Annotated in this window: 21 protein-coding genes and 1 pseudogene; 14 read left to right on the top strand and 8 right to left on the bottom strand. The window is 45.4% G+C overall.

Features of this window, described 5'->3' with window-relative positions; all coding sequences use genetic code 11:
- The first annotated feature begins 284 nt into the window (after nt 1-284).
- A complete protein-coding gene (locus R7093_RS05840; protein WP_017635223.1) occupies nt 285-2,255 on the top strand; it encodes a replication initiator protein RctB domain-containing protein in 1,971 nt (656 codons plus the stop codon).
- A 289-nt stretch (nt 2,256-2,544) separates the two neighbouring features.
- Here R7093_RS05840 and R7093_RS05835 read toward each other — a convergent pair whose 3' ends face one another.
- From R7093_RS05835 to R7093_RS05825, 3 genes are read right to left on the bottom strand one after another with little or no spacing between them, the layout of a single operon-like run.
- On the bottom strand, nt 2,545-3,012 hold the full coding sequence (locus R7093_RS05835) for a hypothetical protein (RefSeq protein ID WP_047102478.1): 468 nt from the start codon (nt 3,010-3,012) through the stop codon (nt 2,545-2,547).
- Nucleotides 3,012-3,944: an ATP-binding cassette domain-containing protein gene (locus R7093_RS05830; protein WP_017821873.1), complete on the bottom strand. Its 933-nt coding sequence runs from the start codon at nt 3,942-3,944 to the stop codon at nt 3,012-3,014. Before R7093_RS05830 ends, R7093_RS05835 begins: the two co-directional genes overlap by 1 nt.
- A gap of 2 nt (nt 3,945-3,946) precedes the next feature.
- Complete coding sequence (locus tag R7093_RS05825) at nt 3,947-4,795, bottom strand: ABC transporter ATP-binding protein (RefSeq protein ID WP_005374497.1); 849 nt, start codon at nt 4,793-4,795, stop codon at nt 3,947-3,949.
- A gap of 361 nt (nt 4,796-5,156) precedes the next feature.
- On the opposite strand from R7093_RS05825, the gene R7093_RS05820 reads away from it, so the two are divergent.
- Together R7093_RS05820 and ribA are read left to right on the top strand one after the other, a co-directional pair.
- Nucleotides 5,157-5,354 (top strand): PA3496 family putative envelope integrity protein, encoded by a 198-nt coding sequence (locus R7093_RS05820; protein WP_005374493.1) that lies wholly within the window; start codon nt 5,157-5,159, stop codon nt 5,352-5,354.
- A 238-nt stretch (nt 5,355-5,592) separates the two neighbouring features.
- On the top strand, nt 5,593-6,654 hold the full coding sequence (gene ribA, locus R7093_RS05815; RefSeq protein WP_005374492.1) for a GTP cyclohydrolase II: 1,062 nt from the start codon (nt 5,593-5,595) through the stop codon (nt 6,652-6,654).
- 68 nt (nt 6,655-6,722) lie between these two features.
- On the opposite strand, the gene R7093_RS05810 is transcribed toward ribA, so the two are convergent.
- Nucleotides 6,723-7,478 (bottom strand): substrate-binding periplasmic protein, encoded by a 756-nt coding sequence (locus R7093_RS05810; RefSeq protein WP_005383196.1) that lies wholly within the window; start codon nt 7,476-7,478, stop codon nt 6,723-6,725.
- 68 nt (nt 7,479-7,546) lie between these two features.
- On the opposite strand from R7093_RS05810, the gene R7093_RS05805 reads away from it, so the two are divergent.
- The 3 genes from R7093_RS05805 (at nt 7,547) to R7093_RS05795 (ending at nt 10,607) form a co-directional block, all read left to right on the top strand.
- Entirely contained in the window at nt 7,547-9,445 is a 1,899-nt protein-coding gene (locus R7093_RS05805) for an ATP-binding protein (protein ID WP_042522309.1), read from the top strand.
- A gap of 100 nt (nt 9,446-9,545) precedes the next feature.
- Entirely contained in the window at nt 9,546-9,755 is a 210-nt protein-coding gene (locus R7093_RS05800; RefSeq protein ID WP_005374484.1) for a DUF3283 family protein, read from the top strand.
- Nucleotides 9,756-9,890: 135 nt separating this feature from the next.
- On the top strand, nt 9,891-10,607 hold the full coding sequence (locus R7093_RS05795) for a YebC/PmpR family DNA-binding transcriptional regulator (protein WP_005374482.1): 717 nt from the start codon (nt 9,891-9,893) through the stop codon (nt 10,605-10,607).
- 72 nt (nt 10,608-10,679) lie between these two features.
- Here the strand turns inward: R7093_RS05795 and rodA are convergent, their stop codons facing one another.
- On the bottom strand, nt 10,680-11,762 hold the full coding sequence (gene rodA / locus R7093_RS05790) for a rod shape-determining protein RodA (RefSeq protein WP_017821057.1): 1,083 nt from the start codon (nt 11,760-11,762) through the stop codon (nt 10,680-10,682).
- Nucleotides 11,763-12,155: 393 nt separating this feature from the next.
- Here rodA and R7093_RS05785 point away from each other — a divergent pair, with 393 nt between their 5' ends.
- The 8 genes and pseudogenes from R7093_RS05785 (at nt 12,156) to R7093_RS05750 (ending at nt 19,473) form a co-directional block, all read left to right on the top strand.
- Nucleotides 12,156-12,824, top strand: coding sequence for a hypothetical protein (locus R7093_RS05785; protein ID WP_005383200.1), 669 nt, complete (start codon nt 12,156-12,158; stop codon nt 12,822-12,824).
- Between the two features lie 9 nt (nt 12,825-12,833).
- Complete coding sequence (locus tag R7093_RS05780; protein ID WP_005374479.1) at nt 12,834-13,532, top strand: ABC transporter ATP-binding protein; 699 nt, start codon at nt 12,834-12,836, stop codon at nt 13,530-13,532.
- Nucleotides 13,520-14,788, top strand: coding sequence for an ABC transporter permease (locus R7093_RS05775; RefSeq protein WP_047102482.1), 1,269 nt, complete (start codon nt 13,520-13,522; stop codon nt 14,786-14,788). The genes R7093_RS05780 and R7093_RS05775 overlap by 13 nt, the downstream gene beginning before the upstream one ends.
- The gene (locus tag R7093_RS05770; protein ID WP_047102483.1) at nt 14,781-15,566 is read left to right on the top strand and encodes an outer membrane lipoprotein-sorting protein; all 786 of its coding nucleotides are present in this window, start codon (nt 14,781-14,783) and stop codon (nt 15,564-15,566) included. The genes R7093_RS05775 and R7093_RS05770 overlap by 8 nt, the downstream gene beginning before the upstream one ends.
- Before the next feature lie 45 nt (nt 15,567-15,611).
- Nucleotides 15,612-16,940: a hypothetical protein gene (locus R7093_RS05765; RefSeq protein WP_047102484.1), complete on the top strand. Its 1,329-nt coding sequence runs from the start codon at nt 15,612-15,614 to the stop codon at nt 16,938-16,940.
- Nucleotides 16,941-17,963, top strand: a complete 1,023-nt coding sequence (locus tag R7093_RS05760) for a sensor histidine kinase (RefSeq protein WP_047102485.1) — start codon at nt 16,941-16,943, stop codon at nt 17,961-17,963. It begins immediately after the preceding gene.
- Between the two features lie 15 nt (nt 17,964-17,978).
- Nucleotides 17,979-18,770 carry a LytR/AlgR family response regulator transcription factor gene (locus tag R7093_RS05755; RefSeq protein ID WP_047102486.1) on the top strand — a complete coding sequence of 264 codons (792 nt, stop codon included), beginning with the start codon at nt 17,979-17,981 and terminating at the stop codon, nt 18,768-18,770.
- Between the two features lie 68 nt (nt 18,771-18,838).
- A pseudogene (locus R7093_RS05750) lies at nt 18,839-19,473 on the top strand (DUF2268 domain-containing putative Zn-dependent protease).
- A 117-nt stretch (nt 19,474-19,590) separates the two neighbouring features.
- Here R7093_RS05750 and R7093_RS05745 read toward each other — a convergent pair.
- The 3 genes from R7093_RS05745 to R7093_RS05735 all read right to left on the bottom strand — a co-directional run bounded on the left by R7093_RS05745 (nt 19,591) and on the right by R7093_RS05735 (nt 22,430).
- The gene (locus R7093_RS05745) at nt 19,591-20,085 is read right to left on the bottom strand and encodes a peptidylprolyl isomerase (RefSeq protein WP_005374458.1); all 495 of its coding nucleotides are present in this window, start codon (nt 20,083-20,085) and stop codon (nt 19,591-19,593) included.
- A gap of 121 nt (nt 20,086-20,206) precedes the next feature.
- Nucleotides 20,207-21,868: a methyl-accepting chemotaxis protein gene (locus tag R7093_RS05740; RefSeq protein ID WP_025768726.1), complete on the bottom strand. Its 1,662-nt coding sequence runs from the start codon at nt 21,866-21,868 to the stop codon at nt 20,207-20,209.
- A 175-nt stretch (nt 21,869-22,043) separates the two neighbouring features.
- A complete protein-coding gene (locus R7093_RS05735; RefSeq protein WP_047102487.1) occupies nt 22,044-22,430 on the bottom strand; it encodes a thiol-disulfide oxidoreductase DCC family protein in 387 nt (128 codons plus the stop codon).
- Nucleotides 22,431-22,435 lie beyond the last annotated feature (5 nt).

The following is a 22,435-nucleotide window of genomic DNA, read 5'->3' as shown; positions in this document are numbered from 1 at the left end:
ATCATGCTTACGAATAAATATGATCATGCTTTCAGGTTATTGTTGATCATACTTTCAGACTTCTTATGATCATAGTTCCGAAATACATGAAAATAATAGCCTTATAGAACAAAAACTTAGAGGAAAATTCCAAGCCAGATCATTAGATCATATAATCAATTAAGATCAGATTAATCAAAAAGATCAGTTATTTAAAAAACAATCTTTTTTCTTTATTTATGATCTGTTTTTCTTTATTCTTCGGAACCATAGCACAACTACGGCTAGTGTGATCTGGATCTAAAATGACGGCTGATGAAAAAATTCTGATTAAAGCACCGAGAAGCCACAAAGATGGCCATCTTTTTGAGGTACATGAATCCTCTGCGGATTGGGTAGAGCAGTACCAACATTTCAAAGGGGTGACTAAAAGCATCTTAGAGTTGCTTAATCTGATCTCATTACGAGGCTTCAGCAGCAAGGATGGTTTGGTTTCAACCACAGAGATTGTGGAAGCAACAGATGGGCAACTCACACGTGCAGCCCTGCAACAACGTTTGCGCGCGGCAGTAAATATTGGTTTATTTACTCAAACTCCAGTGCGTTTTGAAGAGGGACTTGCTGGTAAAACGATGCTACACAAATTTGTGAATCCCAATCAGCTTATATCTGTGTTGGGAGCAACAAGTCTTGTTACCGACAAAGTTCGCCAGAACGAGAAACAAAAACGTTCGAAAGCATTGGCTCAGACTCAAGTAAACAAACGTTTGTTGAATGAGCACGGGTTAAACACACCTCCCACGATGAAAGATGAAGCCGATCAATTTGTTGTATCTCCAACAAATTGGGCTGGGATAATTGACCAAGCACTTGCGCCACCAAGAACTCGAAAAAGTTATCAGAAATCCATGGTGTCGATCTCTGGCACAAAAGCCGTTATTGAGACGCGATCATCCAAAAATATCATGACTGTGGATGATCTCATGACCCTGTTCGCTCTCTTCACGTTAACAGTTCAGTACCATGATCATCACAAAGATCAGTATCAGCTTGATGCGGCTCACGTACCAAACAAAACGCCGCTATACATCACTGATATTTTGTCGCTCAGAGGCAAAAAAGACAGTGGCCCAGCTCGTGATTCCATTCGCGATAGCATTGATCGCATTGAATTCACTGATTTTCAGCTCCATGAACTTACTGGACGTTGGCTAAGTGAAAACATGCCCGAAGGCTTTAAGAGTGACCGCTTCCGCTTCTTAGCCCGTACCATCACGGCTTCAGAAGAAGCGCCCGTTGAGGGCAGTGATGGCGAAATTCGTATTAAACCCAACTTATACATCTTGGTGTGGGAACCGTCGTTCTACGAAGAACTACTAACACGCGATTATTTCTTCTTGTTCCCACCAGAGATCTTGAAACAACATACTTTGGTGTTTCAACTGTACTCTTTCTTCCGTAGTCGCATGGTTCGTCGTCACACGGATTGCATGCTACTGAGTGAGTTAAACCAGAAACTTGCACGTAACATTGAATGGCGACGTTTCTCCATGGATCTGATCCGAGAACTAAAGCGGTTGTCTGATGGAAAAGGGAATGATGATCTATTCGTCGTTAATTTGTGGGGTTATCACCTGACGATCGAAACCATGATCGAAAATGACAAAGTGATGGACTACCAGATCGACATCAAATGTGATGTCGAAGAGGTCTTACGTTACTCGCGAGCGCGAACGACCAACGCAGGAAAGCGTAACATGGCGCCTACGCTGCCAAATCCACTTCGTAATGAGATGGTAACCCGACAACAGCTTGAGGAGCTCTCAGGCATCATAGACGGCGAATTTGAGCCCATTCAACGCAAAGCACCGTCTCCAAGAGGAAATTTAGGGCGACGCGTGAAGCAAAGAAAACATTTGGTAGAGATCAATGCTGATGAGATCACCATTACTCTATCTAAATATACCTCACCAGAGGCTCTAGAACGCAGTATAACGGCTTTGTCTGCGATGACAGGGCACTCCTATGCCTCAATCAAAGAAGAGTGCTCAGATTACATAGAGAAGCTCGATTGGCTAAGGGTAGGGGATGAGCCGATTCCTTATGAGACATTAAGTAAAACCGTCGAGCTGTTTAACACCCAGAACGATGTTAAGCATCTTACCATCGAGCGCTTGATTGCGGGGTTAGCGGTGCGTCGGAAAGTTTGTCGTCAAATCTTCGATGGTCACATGGATGAAATGGTATTTCGTGCCTTGGATGAAATGGCGATTTAAAAGTGTCGCTTGATGTGTATCAAGCTATAGGTGTGATGTATCGGTTTGAAATGTAACAATGTCTTTCGATGATAAAAAACAGACTTAACTCTTACAAACCACTGACATTAGAAGCCAAGCCTAATACTACTATTTATCCCGAATAGACAACCTTTTGTCCTTTCTGATGATTAATAGATTGGCTCATATTGTTACATTCATTCTGAATAGACTTCGCGAGTTTCTCCTCAGGAAACTCGCTTTTTTTTGCCTAAAATTCCGCTAATTAAGCCTTGATCATTTTTCCGGACTAATGAGGTAAACCTTGATCATGCTTCTTGGGTTCATTCCAATGTAATGAACGCATCAACGCAACATGTGATTCGATTAAGCTATGGGCTTGTTCCTGCCACTTGTTTTGATCACACTGCTGATTACAAAACTCTAACGCCACAACGGTGAGATGCTGAAGTCGTCTCAAACACCAATCTTTGATCAGAATATCAGTCGAGACTTGGCATGCTGCTTGTTCAAGCTTTGCACTCGTATAAAGCAAGGTTTGATATGCTTTCTGAGGGTCTTGGTAGCTTGCATGTTGAAACACGCGTAAACATCCATCCAACCAGCAAGCAATCGCTTTACTTTGAAGATCACTCAATTCGGGTCCAAACACGTCATCAGGCACCTGATATAAGATCGTTTCCAATTTTTCTACTTGATCATGTTTCCGCTGTTCGTACCACATGGCGATTTGATCTTGCCAAGTACTCAAATCCATTACGCTGCCTCAGTCCATTGTTTTACATAGTGATTTGGCCCTATTTGATCAAATTCGTCGACAATTATGCTGCTACGTTGACGAATTTCATCGGCATCTATCGAATAGTTTGGCTCATTTTTCACTAAGTTACCAAAAGGTAAGTCAGGATCAGGAACGGCAGAAATCAACAGCTTAGTATAAGGATGCTGCGGATTCTTAAGTATTGAATGAGTGTCGCCCCATTCAACGATTTGCCCTTTGTACATTACTGCGGTTTCTTCCGCGATGTAGTGCGCAGTCGCCAGATCATGTGTGATGTATAAAAAACCAATTCCCAGTTCTTGCTTCATTCGTTGCATTAAATTCAACACTCCCAAGCGAATAGAAACATCCAGCATAGACGTAGGCTCATCCGCAAGAATGATTTGCGAACCTACCGCTAAAGCCCTTGCTAAGTTTACTCGCTGACGTTGCCCACCACTGAGTTCGTGAGGGAACTTATTCAATGTCTCTTCAGGTAGTTCCACCAGCTTTAGAAGCTCTTCCAAGCGGGCTGGGATGTCGCGCTCGTTTTTGACTTGTTTATGAATTTTTAAAGGACGTGTTAGGTGATGGCGAATGGTATGAGTTGGATTGAGAGAGCCAAACGGATCTTGAAACACCATTTGTACTTTACTGCGATATTCTTGTAGAGCCGATCGTGACGTGATCTCATTTATGTCAGTGCCATTGAAAAGGATCTCGCCTTCCGTTGCAGGATAGACTTTGGTTATTAAACGAGCGCAAGTACTCTTACCGCAGCCTGACTCTCCAACCAAAGCCAAGGTTTTTCCTGCGTACAGATCAAAAGTCACTCCTTGAAGCGCACGAAAGGTTTCCTCTTTCGCTAAACCACCGCCCACTTTGAATTCTTTAATCACATTTTTCATTTGGATGATAGGCTGGCTCATGGTTACGCTCCTTGTAACTCTGGTTGTTTGTGGACGTCATGGATGTTTGGGAAAGAAGCCCATAGCTTTTGCGTGTAGGGGTGTTGAGGATGATTGCGTATATCGTATGCTCGATTGACTTCGACGATTTCTCCGTGACGCATGATTGCAATTCGATCACATAGTTGGCTCATGAGTGCCAGGTCATGAGTGATAAAGAGGACTGAAAAACCGAACTCATCTCTAAGCTGATAAATTTGCTGTAAAATTTCTCTCTGTACCACTACATCTAATGCTGTTGTGGGTTCATCCATAATGATCAGTTTTGGATTTAGAGACAAAGCAATGGCTATCACCAAGCGCTGACGCATTCCTCCTGAAAATTGATGAGGATATTCTGCTAAGCGTTCTCGAGGAATATTGACCAAGTCCAACAACTTTTCTGCTCTATCTTTTGCTTGAGCGTTAGTGAGGCCTTGATGGTGTCGTAACACATCTGCAAATTGCTCTTGTATCGTTAAGACAGGGTTGAGTGAGTTCATCGCGCTCTGGAACACCATGGCGATTTCACTCCACCTTAGAGCGGTCAGTTCAGAGTCTGAGATACTAAGGATATCTTTGCCATCAAACCATATTTTACCGCCAGAAATGAACGCTGGCGGCTTATGAAGACGATTTATTGAGAATGCGATTGTGCTTTTACCACATCCAGATTCACCGGCAAGACCAAATACTTCGCCTTTGCCGATATCAAAGCTGACGGACTTTACCGCATTAAAATCACCATTATCAGTGATGTAATCGACGCACAAATCTCGGATCTGGATGACCGGGTCATTGTGGTATGCATGACTTAAGTTAATACCATCCATATAAACACCTTATCAATCTAAAAGATAATTATTATCATTATCAGGTGTGGCGGTTTTTAGAAAGTATCAAGCTATGAATCAGTGAAGTGACTCGAAAGTTAGGTGAAACAGGAAGTGGTGTAATGCGTCGTTGATAAAACTAAAGAAGAGCAGAATTGAGAGCTAGATCAGCACACTTTTCGTAGGGGTAATTACTCAAATTTAATCGTAAATTTGTCCCTTGGCAAAACTTAAATGATGAATCTATTAAGGAGTTAACGAAAGGGCGGGAGGGGTCACATTTCCCTACAGTTTTTCTTACCACCTTGTTCCGGTTTTGCTATAGATTACGCATCGAAAACATGGTGTGTTCGGAGGAAATATGTCCATTAATTCTATCGACCATGACGAGATGACCAACATCGCTCACAAATGGGAATTACCTGATGAGGAAACCGTTGTGAAGCCAGAGAAAACAGTGAAATCAGCAGAAGCCAGAAGACGCATTGAAGCGTTACGTGAGATCCGTGAAAGTGGGTTGACCATTGAAGAAGCAAGGGAGCTTGGCTTGATACATTGATCGCCTCAGGTTGGTTTAGCAACCCATAGGGTAGTCGACGGACTGCCCTTTTTATTTTTTCACTCTATTACTCTCTTATTCAAAACCTCCATTTATCTGTCTTGCGCCTCAAAAGCACGAGTTTCACACTCACGTCCCGTCCCGAAGAAGTTTGACAATCTGACCTTGTGTTACTAGATATATCAGTAGCGATATGCTTTTTGTTGATTATCGCAACCACAAAGCAAGGAGCGCAAGTATGGTTGATCAAATCCTTTTTTATGAGCCCGATGAGCCCCACGGTTTTCTCTCAAATTTTTGCCATGCCCCAGTCAATATCTCCTCCCAAACTTGGCCCACCAGCGAACATTATTACCAAGCCCAAAAGTTTCTCGATGCTCAGTTGCAAAGTAAAATTCAGCACGCAAGCACCCCTGATGAAGCGTTTGCTTTAAGCCGTAAATACGAACACTTTGTCAGAAGCGATTGGGACGATATAAAGTTGGCTGTTATGGCTTTCATCGTTAGGGAAAAGTTTCTACAAAATCCACCATTAGCGCAGCAATTAATGAGAACGGGTAACGCTTGCCTAACAGAGCATTCTCATAAAGATGCCTTTTGGGGAGACGGGGGAGATGGTAAAGGAGAAAATCATCTAGGAGAGATTCTGATGAATGTGCGGGCAGAGCTGAGACATGTTGAGCCTTACAATCTCGTGAAGTTTATCGATAAAGCCAAATTGCCCACCCAGTGGGGCACATTTATGATGTACGGCTTTATTGAAGCCGCGACAAATAAAGAGCATCTTGCTCTGGTCTATGGTGAGCCAACAAAAAGTGCAGCTCCACTTATTCGGTTGCATTCGGAGTGTCTTACCGGAGATGCTCTATTTAGCACGCGTTGTGACTGTGGTTTTCAGCTTAATAGAGCGCTACAAAACATCGTCAAAGAGGGATGTGGCGTGCTGCTTTATTTACGTCAAGAAGGGCGTGGAATCGGCTTGATTAATAAAATTCGTGCCTATCACTTACAAGATGATGGCGCAGATACCGTGGAAGCAAATGAGCGTTTAGGTTTTGCCGCTGATATGCGTGATTACGCGTTCTGTAAAGGAATGCTAGAGCATTTGGGGATTGACGCTGTGCGTCTAATGACGAATAACCCACGCAAGCTCGCCGCCTTAAAAGCGGTTGATATTAACGTCATTGAACGAGTGCCATTACAAGAAGGGAATAACCCAAGTAATCAACATTACCTGCAAACCAAGGCGAGTAAATTGGGGCACATGTTTGATCCTAAGTTTGTTAACCACATTAAGTAAGTGCTACAGATTTCCCAGAAACAAAAACGCCAACGTATCATCGTTGGCGTTTTTGTTAATGAGTTGATTCATTGATACTTTTGAATGATTTCATCAATTTCCCCTGAGGTTTTTAATTCAACGAGTCGTGTATTGATGTAATTTTGAGTTTCTGGTTGCATTTGAGGTGAAAAAGCCAGGTAGATTGAGTAGTCAGGAATAACCGAGCTGAAAGGCTGTATCTGAAAATTCTCTAACGGCAAATTGAGTCTCTTTAAGTTGTAAAGGACTCGGGATTCCATCTCGACAAAAGCTGTATCTCCAGGGGTTCGGCTTATCACTCGGTATGCGGCGTTGTAGTCTTTCACACGCATTTCATTGACACTGCCATTTTCAAAGAACGGTGTTAAATTTGGATAATCAAACCCCAGCAGTAATACAATAGAACGACCATGCATGGTATCCATATTTTTGAATTCTAAAGGCTTCTCGCTACTCGACACCAGTACATGTTTTACAGTGTAAATGGGCTCCTCAGATAAATTTTCCGACTGCACCTTGCCCCAGTTCGGGCTGCCATAAGTTAACCAGTTTGGCTCAGCGCCTTCTTCCAATATGGAAATCATACGTTTAAATGGATAAGTATGATAATTCACTTGGTAATCCGACTCCGCGAAGATAGCGCTGACGATATCGGTCACAATTCCGGAGTGCATTTGTCCCTGTTGTTCAATTTGAAATGGTCGAGCTTGTTCAGCAATGACGTAATAGTTCACTTGATTTGCGGTCACATGAGAACTTACAACAATTAAGCTAAAAGCCAATCTAAGTAGAAGTCTTTTCATCGTATCCTCGATTATTATTTGTGCGTAGCTATATTTAGAGTAGCGCAAGTTTATCGGAGCGGTTTCATATGGATGAAAAAGAGCGATCTCAACGTCGTTTTAGTATCGGCAACCAACTTATGTTGGCGGTATTAACGTTGAGTTTAATCTTTACGGTCATCATTTCTACAGTGAGCTTATATCGAGTTTTTCACGAAGATTTAGCCCATTTAGATGTTGAATTAAAGCAGGTTGAGTCTAGCTATTTATCGAGCTTTTCTGCGAGTTTGTGGGTAGAGGATAGGGAGCTGTTGCTGACACAAGCTCAAGGTGCAATGCGTATGCCCTCGGTGGACTACTTACGTATTGCTAGTGAAGACGAAGTTATCATTGAATTAGGTTCGGCGCTTTCTGAGGATGTTGTCGAGAGAAGCTGGCCGATGCAGTATCGGGTCGGCGATAAAACGTATGATCTCGCGATATTAACGGTTCAATCGGATCTTAGCGCGATATATGAAGATCTTTGGCAGCAGTTCTTTTTTCTACTTACGACAGAAGCGATCAAAATTCTTGTCCTCATCATTGGTGTTCTTTGGGTGGCGTTTCGCTTGTTGGTCAATCCGTTACAATTGCTGTCTGGTGCGGTGAGCGATTTTCGTGGCGGTACAGTGCCGAGTAAAGTGACTCTCCCTAAACGATGGTGCTTTGATGAAGTGAGTGTTTTGGCAGAGAAATACAACCGAAGTGTTGAGAAAGTGAAAGAGCACCAGACTGAGTTAGAGGCTGAACGCGATAGGGCAGAAGTCGCTAATCGTAAGAAAAGTGAGTTTCTTGCCACTATGAGTCATGAGATCCGCACACCGATGAATGGCATTATTGGTGTGTCGTCGTTGCTCAATGACACCGACCTCGATCCCCAGCAAAAAGAGTTTGTAGAGATCATTGACAGTTCTTCTCACTCACTAATGACGATCATCGACGACATTTTGGACTTCTCTAAAGTTGAAGCTGGCAAAGTAGAGCTAGAATACACGAGCTATGATCTTCGCGAGCTACTTGACGATGTCATCAGTTTACATAGTGTCAAAGCCAAGCAGAAAAACTTACAGCTGCTCAGCGATATTGATCCTCACTTGCCAACGGAAGTGCAAGGTGATGCCACACGATTGAAACAAGTTCTGAACAATTTGTTGAGCAACGCGATTAAATTTACCGAGCGCGGCCATGTGAAGCTTCTTGTAGCGTTATCTCGACTTGATGGAGAGACCGCTCATATCCGGTTTCGAGTTGTGGATTCTGGTATTGGTATTGCGAAAGAGCACCAACAAGCAATCTTCGAACGCTTCCAACAAGCTGATGGTAGTACCACCAGAAAGTATGGTGGGACAGGGCTTGGTTTGGCGATAGCTGCACAGTTGGTTAACTTGATGGGAGGGGAAATACAACTAACAAGTGAGCTTGGGCTGGGAAGCTGTTTTGAATTTTCGATTCCTGTTGCTGTAATAAATGCGCAATCGACCTATACCGACCAACTTAATGTATTAGATTTCCGGAAAGCGGAAGACAACGAAATCAGCCCTCAAGATAATGATAAACCTTGGGTATTGGTTGTTGAAGATACCATCGTCAATCAGAAGGTAGTTCGCATCATGTTAGAAAAACTGGGTGTGCGAGTGAGTGTCGCCAACCATGGCGAAGAAGCATTGCAGCTGTGTGATCAGCAGCCTTTCGATTTGATTTTTATGGACTGCCAAATGCCTGTGATGGATGGGTTTATTGCTACGGAGCGAATTCGAAAAATGGGAGAGTGGGGGAAACACGTTCCAATTATTGCGCTAAGTGCCAATGTCATTAAAGAGGATCAGCAACATTGCTTCGATGTCGGGATGAACGAGTTCGTGGCTAAACCCGTTACCAAGACTCGATTACAACAAATATTCGAACAGCATTTACCAAAAGCACTGAAAATCAGCGCTGTGCCTAAATAGTTAACTTGAAATCGATCAAGTTAAGTGCGTTTCTATTCTGTAATTGTAACTCTGTGTGATATAGTGCCCGGCTAGTATTTAAAGTACCTTGAGGCTGTGAATGTCGTTTAATCTATCCCTATTGCCGCCTGACGAAAAAAACAAAATCGAACTGGATAAGCAGGCGTCGTTTTTGGTTTGGAAGCTCAGAGAGGCCAAATCTGGTCCTGAAGCAATAGAAGAACAGTTGTCCAAGATTAACGATGCTGATGAAAAGGCGTTTTTCCAGCAATCGGTCGAAAAGTACAAACGAGTAATGGGTGTCGCTTAACGCGAACCGTGGCAATGGTTCAATCCAATGCGACGAATGAGGTAACCTCCCTATTCCTTTGCTAAGCGAAATTGAAAAGGTTTCGCTTTTTGCTAAAATCCTTCGCATTAAATTTGAATTTAGAGAGACATCCCGATGGGAAGAAGTTTTGAAGTGCGCAAAGCCTCTATGGCGAAAACTGCAGGCGCGAAAATTAAAGTTTATTCCAAATACGGTAAAGAAATTTACATGTGCGCGAAAAACGGTGGTGGTGATCCAGACATGAACTTGTCTTTGAAACACCTGATCGCAAAAGCGAAAAAAGACCAAGTTCCTGCGCACGTTATCGATAAAGCGATCGACAAAGCGAACGGTGGCGGTGGTGAAGACTACACTCCAGCACGTTACGAAGGCTTCGGCCCTGGCGGTACTAGCGTTATCGTTGACTGTCTAACAGACAACGGCAACCGTACTTTCCAAGATGTACGCCAATGCTTTGTGAAAGTCGGTGCGAAAATTGGTGTTGAGGGCTCGGTTTCTCACATGTTCGATCACCAAGCGGTATTCCAGTTCAAAGGCGACGATGATGAAATCATCCTAGAAACGCTAATGATGGAAGACGTAGACGTTACTGACGTTGAGCTAGAAGACGGTGTTATCACTGTATTCGCACCTCACACAGAATTCTTCAAAACAAAAACTGCGCTTAACGGTGCATTCCCAGATCTAACGATCGATGTTGAAGAAATCACATTCGTTCCGCAAACTCATACGCCTGTATCGGGTGAAGATGCTGAGAAATTCCAGAAATTCCTAGATCTTCTAGATGACTGTGATGATGTTCAGCAGGTTTACCACAACGCAGAGCTGTAATTAATTCGCTCATATCGTTGTAAAAAGGCTTCCTTAGGGAAGCCTTTTTTGATCGCTTTTTCTCAAGCAACGCTATGCGTTACGATATTTGGAATAACACAGCGACATGATTACACCAAAACAGATACCTTGAGTTAGCATCGCCGTGCCGCCATAGCTAAAGAAGGGAAGTGGGCTACCCATTACTGGCAACAAGCCACTCACCATGCCCGTATTGATAAAAGCATACAGAAAAAAGCTCATCGCTAATGCGCCACTTACCAGCCGACTAAAAAAGTGGTCAGACTGACATGCAAGCAACATAACGCGTGCAGTAATAAACAAGTACAATGCGAGTAAGACTAAACTGCCAACAAAGCCCCATTCTTCCGCATAGGTCGAAAAAATAAAGTCCGTATGACTTTCTGGAATAAAGCCAAGTGTTCCCTGCGTTGCATTCATCCAACCTTTGCCTTTCATACCGCCTGAGCCAATCGCAATCAAAGATTGGATGATTTGGTAGCCCGAACCCAGTGGATCGGACTCAGGGTGCAAGAACTGTGTTACACGGCTCTTTTGATAGGTTTCCATAACGAAGAACCATAAAATAGGTGCTAACGTTAAAATGCTCGCAATAAACCCGCATATTATTTTCCAGCTCATGCCAGCCAAAAACAAAACGAACAATGCATAAATGACGGTAAAAACTGCACCGTCTAAATCCGGTTGTAGCGCGATTAACCCGGCAGGAATCATTGTAATAAGTAAGCAAAACGCAATTTTCCGACTGTCTGGTCGACCTCCTTCAATATGCAGCATCCAGGCGATCATGATTGGAATGGAAAGTTTGATTAGCTCAGACGGTTGAAAGCGGAAGAAGCCGATATCGAGCCAACGTTGAGAGCCATTGGTGCTATCACCAAATAAAGCGACAGCAAGTAGCAGAGCAACCGCAATAATGTAGAGATATGGAGCTGAGCGCTGATAGCTGGACGCTGGAATCGAGGACATGACCAAGATACAAACTAATGTCAGTCCGCAGCGCGCCAAATGTTTGAAGAGCATCGCCTCATTAAAGCTACTGGCACTCCAGAGAGTGAGCGAACTTAACAGCATGATCGGAATGATCGCCATTAGCAGTGGCAAATCAACTCTTGGGAAATAACGCTTATTCATTTTCAACGACCTAATAACGCACCTATTTTGAGTGCGAAAACAACTAAAACTCGAAGAGTTCAAACTATTCCGATGCTAAGAATCTCGATTTCGAAACAACAGACACCATGCAAAGGTGTGTAAGAAAGGAGAGTGCGACACTGTCTGTTATGGGTAGCTGTGGGATGGATAAATACACTAGCCTCAGATTTTAAGCCAGTGTTTTTATTGTGACTGCCGTAAAAATGTAGAGTTACGAATGAGCGGAATTGTATTTTCTGTTTAAGTGAATGTCATTCATCCTCTCTCAATACCATTCACTCTGCATAACTGCCATTGGTCGCATGCAAAAGCAGCGTGCGATCTTCTCCCTTAATCTGAAACCATCAAATCACGTTCAACTAAGGACAGTACATGATGGTTTCTCAATCTCGCTCAATCAAAGCTCTTAAACTGGCAAGTACGTTTATCGCCGCATTTGCACTTAGCAGCAATCTGGCTCTGGCTAACCCAAGCGAGCGCACACTCAGTCAATTCAACCAAGCAGCACAGGGTGACTCTGGCTTAGTTGATACTGTTTATGGCGAACTATCCAAACAACTCGAAGAGCAGGGCGCAACGCCGGTGACCTTGGTTTACTTGGGCAGTGCGGAGACGTTGCAAGGTCGTGAGGCGTTTATGCCTTGGAACAAGATGAAGTTCACCGAGCGCGGTCTTGCCACAATCCAAAAAGGCTTGGATTTAATGGCGAATCAGCCAGTACCACTGCAAGAGCAACAACGCTTACAAGGCTTGCCGGAATACCAGCTAGCTACCGCCATGGCAGCTACTACGTTTACCTCTCTGCCTGACATGTTCAATCACTTTGAGCGTGGCTATGAGCTGTACCTTTCTCTGCTCGATGAACCGAGTTTTAGCCAACAACCTTTCGCGGCAACGTCTTGGATTTATCGCTACGCCATTGAAGCTGCATTGCGTGCTGAAGATGTTCAACAAGCCAAAATATGGTTAGCGCAAATGGAGCAGTTAGGTGATAGCAATCTAGAAACGCAAACCGCGAAAGCGTTGCTAGCCAAGTATTAGGGAGGCGTCATGATCGTTTTTAATCAACTTAGCCGCGATTACGCCCTTGGTAGCCAAACCGTGCGTGCATTGCGAGACGTGTCTGGTGAAGTGTTTGCCGGCGAAATGGTGGCATTATGCGGGCCGTCTGGCTCAGGCAAAAGCACCTTACTTAATGTGCTTGGCATGCTGGATACTCAATACCAAGGTCAGGTGACATTTGCAGGCAGCCCATACCCAACCGGACAAATGCAGGCGGCGAAAATGCGCCGTGAAAAGCTTGGCTTTGTGTTCCAAAAATTCAATCTTGTGCCTGTGATGACAGCGTTGGAGAACGTGGCGTATCCGCTGCATCTCAACGGTTTTTCAAAAGCGGAACAAACCGAGCTCGCCACACAAATGCTAGAACACGTTGGCTTGGGCGAGTTTATTCATCATATGCCCGATAACCTATCAGGCGGTCAGCAGCAGCGTGTGGCAATTGCACGCGCCTTAGTGCACAAACCGGCATTGGTGATTGCCGATGAGCCAACCGCAAGTCTTGATAGTCAAACTGCTAACAAGGTCATCGACATTATGAAAGGGCTCGGACACGAGCTTGGCACCACTTTTATCGTCGCTACACACGACCCTCGAATGGCATCCCGCTGCGATCGAACCATTGAGTTGGTGGATGGCAAAATCACCCAAACGCACGCAAGTGTGGAGGAGGTTTCATGGGCAAGCTAATACCCGTTTCGGTTCGCCTTGCTTGGTTGAACTTGCAACGCAATCGCCGTCGCAGTTTGTTGTCGATGTTGATCATTGCCATTGCCGTGTTTGCATTAACCAGTGCGGGCGGTTTTGGTCTGTACACCTACGACAGTTTGAAAGAATCGACAGCACGTGACACGGGGCATCTGACGTTAACCACGCCGGGTTACTTCGCTAAAGAAGAAGAGATGCCACTGAGTAACGGTTTAACTCACGCCGACGACATCACTAAGCAATTGATTGGCTTAAACGAAGTGCGAGGCGTGCAGCCACGAGTTGAGTTCAGTGGTTTGATTTCCAACGGCAACAAGTCGTCGATCTTTATCGGTATTGGCGTTAACGAACGCGAATTCGATATGAAAGGACCGTTTTTAGACGTGCGTGAAGGGCAAACGCTGTCCAACATTAATGCATCGCGTTATGACCCAGCAGAGCCAGAAGTGATGCTCGGTGTTGATTTGGCGAACAACTTAAGCGTGCACGTTGGCGATTGGATCACCTTGCTGGCGACTACAACCGACGGCGCATTGAACGCGTATGACTTCAAAGTGCGTGGCATCTATTCAACCGGCGTACCAGAGCTTGATAAACGCCAGTTGTACGTGCACATCAACAGCGCGCAATCGCTGCTCGGTTCAGACAAAGTCAGTGCGTTATCTGTCTTCCTGTTCGACACCAGTTTAACTACCCAAGTCGAGCAACAAGTGGCTTCGGTTCTGAGTAAGCAAAAGCAGAACTTTGGTGATCAAGATATTGAGATTACGCCTTGGCAAGAACGCGCGTTCTTCTATCTCAAAGTTAAAGATTTGTACGACCGTATCTTCGGCATCATGGGCGCAGTAATGGCACTGGTGGTATTTGTCGCGCTGTTTAACACCATGACCATGTCGGTAACGGAGCGCACCCGTGAAATTGGCACCTTGTCAGCACTTGGTAGCTACCCTCACGAAATCATTGCTGGGTTCTTGCGCGAAGCAGGGTTACTTGCGGTGATTGGTAGCTTAATCGGCGCTTTGTTTACAGGGTTAGTTACCGTCTTACTGATGGTCGTGGATGTGCAAATGCCGCCACCGCCAGGACGTACAGAAGGTTACCCATTAACGATTTACTTCTCTTGGGAGCTGGTGGCTGTCGCAGGATTTGCAGTATTGATGATTTGTTTGGTTGCGGCGTTTTTCTCGGCGCGCAAAGGGGTGAACAAGCCAATTACGGAGGCACTGATTTATGTTTAATTTCAAATCACTATTACCAATTGCACTGCTGACGGTAAGCGGCGTTGCAAGCATGAATGTCAGTGCAAATGAAACAGCGCTAGATGCACAGCAAGTTGCGCAATTGATTGAAAAAGCTGACAGCTACCGCTTGCAAGATGATTCCTCCAAAGTGGTGTCACTGGTGCGCTTATATCAAGACCAAGAGTTAGATAAAACCCGCCTTTACCATGTGTACACGCGTCCAAATCGTGAATCGTTGGTGGTGTTCAAATCGGCAGTCGAAGCCGGGCAAAAGATGCTGATGATGGGCGATAACTACTGGCTGCAAATGCCAAAGAGCCGCCGTCCGATTCGCATTACGCCGATGCAAAAGCTGCTTGGTGAAGCGTCTATCGGCGACATCTCAACGCTGACGTGGAGCCAAGATTATCAAGGTGAATGGAAAGCGACAGAAACCGTCGCTGTGAACGGAGAAAGTGTCGCGGCTTATCACCTTGCTTTAACCGCGAAAACCAAAGGGGCGAGTTATCAGAAGATCGACTTATGGTTGTCTGAGCAAGATGCGTTTCCAATCAAAGCCGATCTTTACTTGCGCTCTGGCAAACTCGCCAAGCAAGCGCAATACGGACGTGCAAGCGACAACGGTGAAGACTACGTCAGTGAGATGACCTTGCTTGATAGCATTCAGCCGAGCAAAAAGACCGTTATCGAGTATCAAGAAATCGTGCCTTGGCAGCTGGATAACAAGTTCTACAACCCAAGCTATTTGCCGAAAGCCAATACGACTCAGCTTTAGCCTGAACTCCGTAAATAGATCCATGAAAACGAGCAAGGAAATCACATGAAATCGCACCAGCCTAACCTTAACAAAAGCACCAGTTTGTTGATTGCTGCGTCGTTGTGTGTGGGCGCAGCAGCCCCAGTTTTTGCCAATGATGAGCTGAGTTTTGAGTGGGATTGGGCTGTCAGTTACGAAACTGCCAAGCAGCGTGACAGCGCATTTATGCAAGCGCAGGGCAGTTCTCGTGATTCACTTAATGCACTGTTGGATGTGCAGGTGAACTATCAAAACTTCAGTGGCTTGTTTGCTCTGTACAGCCAAGGTTTGTACCTCAATCAACAAGGAAAGAGTGATTGGTGGAGTGAAGCTGATAACCAACTGCTGATTCGAGAACTTGCTTGGCTAGGGGAGTGGCAAGTCGGTGAAACCACACTTGATGTGAGCTTAGGTAAGTTGCGCGTTGATTGGGGCGTGGGTTATGGCTACCGACCTTTGGATCTGTTTAAGCCTTATCGACAAAATCCTGTTGGCTTAGTAGCAGAAGAAGGTGCGGGTGTGTTTTCACTCTCACACTACGATATGGCAGGCGAGTGGACGGTGATTGCAACGGATTCAAGCTGGGGGCAACAAGACCAGAGTGCACTTGATCAAGCCGCAGAGCAGCAAGGTGTTGGTATTCGTCGTTATGCGCTGGTGGGTGACACCGAGTATCAACTTATTGGTTATTACGATGATGTGCGCCGAGGTTTGCTTGGCGCCAGTGCCATTGCTGTGTGGGATGAATCCATCGCCATGCACGGTTCCATGCTGTGGCAAAAGCAAAGTGTCGGCTACCAGTTTCAGCAAGATGACCTTTACCAACCCGTTTCAGTTGAGGAGCAGGGCAGCGTATTCCAAGCCTTAATTGGGTTGAATTGGGCAAACCAAGCCGGACACAACGTGATTGCTGAATATTGGTACGACAGCCGTGCATGGTCGAAAGGCGAATGGCAACAAGCAATAGAGCGTGGCGAATTACTCTCTCAGATCCCCGACCATAATGTATCTCTACTTGCGACAAGCTACGCCCAAGGGTTTCAGCATGCCAATATCGTTCAGCATAACGTAATGTTGCACTGGAGTTGGGATTTGGAAGCATGGGCTGCATGGAACGGCAAAGCGGATATGGGCTGGCTAAGTGATGTAACCCCCACGTTGGATGTGATGCTGTCGCCACAAGATGGTGGTGTGATTGTCACGCAGTGGCTTAACTACCAATGGATTGATACTGGCGATCAAAGTGTAGAAGTGGAAGTTGCCGCACGCTTTTTAACCGGAGACGACCAATCTGCTTACGCACAAATCAATGATAAGCATATGATTGTATTTAACATCAAAGGGAAATTCTAAATGTGTTCAGCAAAATCAGTGGTGAAAAGTGGATGGCCGCGTAGCTTATTAGTGACCACGGCATTTTGTCTCTTTATCGCAGCAATGACGCTCTCGGTTTGGGGCGGTCTATTTTACATTCATGTAGCGGTTAGCTTTGGATTTGGCTATTCGGCTATCTTCTTCTCATGGTTGATTGACCGTTTGTTTCCAACCATCCCGCGTATGATAGAAGTGGTGTGTTCGCTTGTTGCCTGTTTATTGTTTGGGGTGATTAATGCGCAATTTTGGCTCGGAGAGTATTTTGGTATCTCCGATATGATCCCTGTTGGCTTAATGGGATTACTGTTTAGCGGTATGTGTTATTTCTATTTTTACTCGCGTGAGAAAGAGGCGGTTGCTCAACGAGAGTTGGAAGCCATCAAGCGCGAGAAAGCAGAGCAAGATCGTGCGCTGTTGCTGAGTCAGCTTAAGCAGATGCAAAGCCAGATTGAACCGCATTTCTTATTCAATACCTTGGCAAATATCAGTGCGCTCATGTCGCAAGATGTCGATAAAGCCAAGCTAATGCTAGAACAGTTAACCGCGCTGCTGCGTGCGACGCTCAAAAGCTCACGCGAAGAACACACCACCATAGACAATGAAACGGCGTTACTTGAGGCTTACTTAGGCATCCAACAAACTCGTTTGGGTGATCGACTCAGTTACAAGATTGAGGTGGAAGAAGGGCTAGGCAGAACCGAATTACCGCCGATGATGCTCCAACCTTTAATCGAAAACGCCATCATCCATGGTATTGAGCCGAAGCGAGAAGGCGGCGAAATCAGTTTGCTCATCAAGCGTGAACGACAGAACTTGAAGATTGAAGTCAGAGACACGGGTGTTGGCTTGAATCATGTTAGTGGGCACATGGGCTCTGGCGTCGGTTTAAGTAACCTCAAGCAGCGAGTTGAAGCTTTGTTCGCAGGGCAAGGAGAGGTTTCTATCAGTGAGTCTGCTCAGGGTGGTGTTTGTGTTCGCCTGAGTTGGCCAATGGAATCGTAATCAAGGAAGAAAGGAATGAATACAGGGTTTACTGCCATTATTGCTGATGATGAACCGCTATTGAGGCATCATCTTGATAAAAGCCTAGCTGAAGTGTGGCCAGAGCTAGAGGTGATAGCCAAAGTCGCCGATGGTGAACAAGCGTTGCAAGCCATTGAGCAAAGCCAACCTGATATTGCGTTTCTCGATATTCGTATGCCAGTTTTGGATGGCATGACATTGGCGCAAAAACTCAATCAACTCGCCAATCCACCTTTGATTGTGTTTGTTACTGCGTACGATGATTACGCCATCAAAGCCTTTGAACAAAATGCCGCCGATTATTTGCTTAAGCCTATCTCGGATGAGCGCCTCCTGACGACGTGTGAAAGAGTGAAAGCACGCCTTGCTAAGCGAGAGCAACAAAGCAGTAATGTGCAGATGAGCAGCCTGTTAGAACAGTTGCAGCAATTATCCGCGCCACAAACGCCGCAATATCTTCAGTGGATCAAAGCGACGCAAGGGGAAGATATTCATCTGATTGCTACGTCTGATGTATTGTATTTCAAAGCGGAAGAAAAATACGTTTCTGTGTATGCCCAACAAGGACAAGGCAAAGTGCAGGAGTATTTGATTCGCACCTCGTTGAAAGAGTTGATAGGGCAGCTTAACCCAGAACAGTTCTGGCAAGTACACCGTTCAAGCGTTGTGCAAGTGTGCAAAATTAGCAAAGTAAACAAAGACTTTGCTGGAAGAATGTTTGTTCACGTTGGAGAAACTAAGCTCGCTGTGAGCCGTGCATCTCAAAGTTTGTTCAAAGGGATGTAATCGCTAGAACTGCTCACTCTTTACACTGTAAACTCGCTGCTCTTAAGCCACATTATCAAGGAAGATAAATGAGTTATCGCGTAACCCTGTTAAATGCGACGGGAGAACTGTCTCCAATTTCTGAGTATTTGCATCAGAAACTTGATGATCTGAGCTCACAACTTTCTAGTTACTTTGATTTAAGCAACATTGACCTCACCATTAGCCCATTTGATCGCAATGACGTACCGCAGACGGGGATTGGTGGCTATTGCTTAAGCGCCTATCGTGTGGAGATTCTTCTTAATACCCAACGTGCAGATATTAAAAACGTTATTGAGAAAGAACTAGCTGCGGTGTTAGCGCATGAGTTGCATCACCTGTTCCGTATGCGAGCGGGAGAAAGTGGCGTTGCACTTGGTGATGTACTAATTATGGAAGGGTTAGCTTGTCACTTCGAACGTAAGGTGAATGGCGGCGTCACTCCGACCTTGTTTGAGCAAATCAAGATCAAGATTGGCGCCCTTTCTACGCTGAGATGAAAGGCAAGTTGACCAGCTTAGATTACAACTTCGACGCTTACTTTCTTGGCAGCGATGAAAGCCGCTGGCCGAAATACATGGGGTATTGGGTTGGGTACAACCTTGTTGCTGAATATCTGGCTGATTTTCAAGGCTCTGAACTGGATTTGGTTGGAGCCAAAGCTGAGCTTTTCTATCAATAACTTCGTTATAAGCCCAACTAATCGGCTGAGTCATAAAAACAAAAAGCGCCTAAGTCATCAGACGTTAGGCGCTTTCTTCGTTTTATAGCGACGATTTCTCTGCAGAGGCGAATGGGTTTATTCGCTGATCGTCACTTTCTCGATAATGATTGGATCGCATGGCACATCATCGTGACCAAGCTTAGAGGTCGTTTTTACTTTCGCGATGCGGTTTACGACATCCATACCCGCGGTCACTTTACCAAACACGGCGTAGCCCCAGCCTAGGTTGGTCGTTGCGGTGTGGTCTAGGAAATCATTGTCTTCCAAGTTAATGAAGAACTGTGCCGTTGCAGAGTGCGGTGCATCGGTACGTGCCATTGCGATAGTGCCAACAAGATTCTTTAGACCACGGTTTGCTTCGTTCGCGATCGGTGCGCGTGTTGGCTTTTCTGCCATGTCTTCGGTATGACCGCCACCTTGGATCATAAAGCCGTCGATAACGCGGTGGAAAATGGTGCCGTCGTAGAAGCCATCTTCACAGTATTTTTTGAAGTTCTTTGAGCTAACTGGCGCTCGTTCTAGGTTCAATTCAATTTCGATGTCACCGAAATTGGTGGTCATAATAATCATCTTGTTTGCCCTTGTGGGTGCTAAGTTGGCGGCATTATAGCTAAGTCGCATTATGATAGCAGAAATAAAAACAGCGACGTTTTGGCGTCGCTGTTTGCATGTTGAGTGTTTGAGGAAAGCTCTAGACCGTAAAGCGACCGACCAAGTCGTACAGTTCGTTGGCTTTGTGGTTAAGGTTGCCACTGCCTGCTCGGTTTTGGTTGGCAAGGTGTGCCGATTGGCTGCTTTGTTGAGAGATGACTTCGATACGTTGTGAAATCTCTTGGCCAACTTGGCTTTGCTCTTCAGTTGCCGTTGCGATAAGCGTGTTCATGTCCATGATGTTAGCAATTGCGGCTTGGATTTCTTGCAGTGCGGCAGAGGCTGCTCGTGCTTCTTCTACCGTTGCTTCACCACGCGCTTGGCTTGAACCCATGGCTTTCACTGCCGCATCCGAGCCAGACTTCAACTGCTCGATCATTTGGTGAATTTCGCCTGTGCTGTCTTGAGTGCGACTTGCCAGTTTACGGACTTCATCGGCAACGACTGCGAAGCCGCGACCTTGTTCACCAGCACGGGCTGCTTCAATGGCTGCGTTCAGTGCCAATAGGTTAGTTTGTTCGGCGATGTCTTGAATAACCTCTAGCGAAGAAGAAATGTTTTTTACGTCGCTCTCTAAACGAGAAATCACCGTGCTGGCTTCTGACACTTCTAGCGCGAGCGCTTCGACAGAGTTCGCTGCTGAATCAACAATGTGTTTTGCTTGTTGTGAGTTTTCATCGGCGTCTCTGGCTGATTGCGCTGCTTGGTTAGCGTTGTTTGAAATCTCGTGCGCCGTTGCTGTCATCTCGGTCATTGCCGCAGCGACCTGTTCGGTTTCTTCACGTTGACCTGAAGCTAACTCGTCCACTTGCGATGCACGCTGTGACATCTCGTTGGTCTCTGAAACCACTTCTTGTCCGACATGGCTAACACTCTTGATGATGCCTTGCAGGCTTTCAACGAAGATATTGAAGTTGCGGCTCAGCTGCGTGAACTCCGGCACGCTCGATTCTTCCATGCGCGCGGTTAAATCTGCATCGCCTTGTGCGAAAGAGTGAATTGAAGCATCAAACTGCTCAATAGGTTTCATGATGCTGCGGTTAACAAATACGGCAAAGACTGCAACTATCGCTGTTATCGAGGCACAAAACAGGGCTATTGCCGTCAGTGTGGTGTTGAGATCTTCGTGTGCGGCTTTTTCCATGTCTGCCACAATGGCGTCGATATCGTCCGTGTAGAAACCCGTTCCCAACATCAAGTCCCATTCAGGAATAAAGACTGAGTAGCTCAGTTTCGGTAGTGCTTCACTCTGACCGAGTTTCGGGAAGTAATAAGTCGTGAACTCGCCAGTTTTGGCATTTTTTAACAAATCCTGAATCAGGTAATTGCCTTTCTTGTCCTGCAAGTTATAGAAGTTTTCCCCGATGCCTTTGGTGTTTTTACCCACCACGACGCGAACGCCTTTTGAATCATAACCAAAGATGTAGCCGGATTGACCAAACTCTAGTTGTTTCAAGATAGGCAGAGCCTCTTCCAGTGGGGCATTTTGTGCGAGTAGCGGCTCGACAGCGGAACGCGCCATTTGTACGTAGCTTTTGAGTTCGGCTTTTTTCATCTCCATCATTCGACTTCGAGTTTGCTCAATCTCGTGCTCGTTGTAGGCTGTGGTTTGTACGTAGGTGAACCACATCATGCCTATTGCCATAGTTAGAATTGGAATTATTGAAAGGATATATAGTCGTTTTCTGATCGTCAGATTCATAGAGACGTCCTTCTCTCGGCGCAGCGTTACAAGTGACAAGCTGAATAAGCTTGCCTGATAAAAGTGTTAATACTTATTGTTGTAATGCTTAGAGATTAACCGAGTTACTCAATCAGAAGTACTGGAAATTTGTAAATCTAGACGAAGGTCGTAGCATTTTTAAGCGGGATCACAATTAACGTGAACACGACCCACTATTGCAACGAGAAGTCCCTGTTAACCAATATGAGACGCGATACCTATTCTTTGCGAATTTGAGGTAAAGCCAGTCAGCAACAGGTTTAACGAGGCGCCAACGCAGTGGAGCGTAGAGCCAACCGCGACCAACTAATTGCCACGCACGATGAGTCACGTCCAACCCAAGCAGAAGCTCCCCCTTTTCGTTGAGGGCGTGCAAAATGGTGTTGGCTTGTTCAGGAGCGATCTGAGGATAATCTGCGAATGCATCACTATAGATATCGACGGTTTTGATGTGCTGCTTGGAATCGCGTTGTTTTAGCGCCTTCATCTCTTTGGCACAAAGCGGGCAGGTTCCGTCATAAAATATGGTGAGTTTTGTCATTGCGG

It is taken from the genome of Vibrio sp. 1580, assembly GCF_033340055.1.
This window is presented reverse-complemented; position numbering and strand designations above follow the sequence as displayed.